Origin of the sequence: Methylobacterium sp. E-016, from assembly GCF_022829745.1 — a bacterium.
Classification (GTDB): Bacteria; Pseudomonadota; Alphaproteobacteria; order Rhizobiales; family Beijerinckiaceae; genus Methylobacterium.
On sequence record NZ_JAKSYF010000094.1, the window covers coordinates 1 to 440 of the forward strand.

The following is a 440-nucleotide window of genomic DNA, read 5'->3' on the forward strand; positions in this document are numbered from 1 at the left end:
CCTCCTCGCCCTCGAACGGGAATGGCCCCATGCCGAGCATGCCGTTCTCCGACTGGAGCTGCACCGACATGCCCTCGGGAATGTAGTTCGACACCAGCGTCGGGATGCCGATCCCGAGTTTCACGTAGTAGACTGGTTCCATTGAGCGCCCGGCACGTGCTGCCGGCTCCGCGCGGAGACAGGCCATGTTTAGGGCGCCTGATGTGGGGCCGGTCGCGCGCCGGCCGCCGAACCCGCGGCGACGCGCTTGGGGCTTGCGGGCTCACGGCCGGGTTCCTGTGGGGCGCGTCCCGCGCCGTCCGGCGAACGCGCGGCGACGCCCTTCGCGCTTGCGGCCTCACGGCCGGGTTCCTGTGGGGCGCGTCCCGCGCCGTCCGCCGCACCCGCGGCGACGCGCTTCGCGCTTGCGGCCTCACGGCCGGAGGTCGTCGCGGGCTCAG

Annotated in this window: 1 pseudogene; it reads right to left on the bottom strand. The window is 73.2% G+C overall.

The window, feature by feature from the left end:
- Window positions 1-187, bottom strand: a pseudogene (locus tag MKK68_RS12190) (succinyl-CoA--3-ketoacid-CoA transferase); the annotation flags it as partial.
- Window positions 188-440 lie beyond the last annotated feature (253 nt).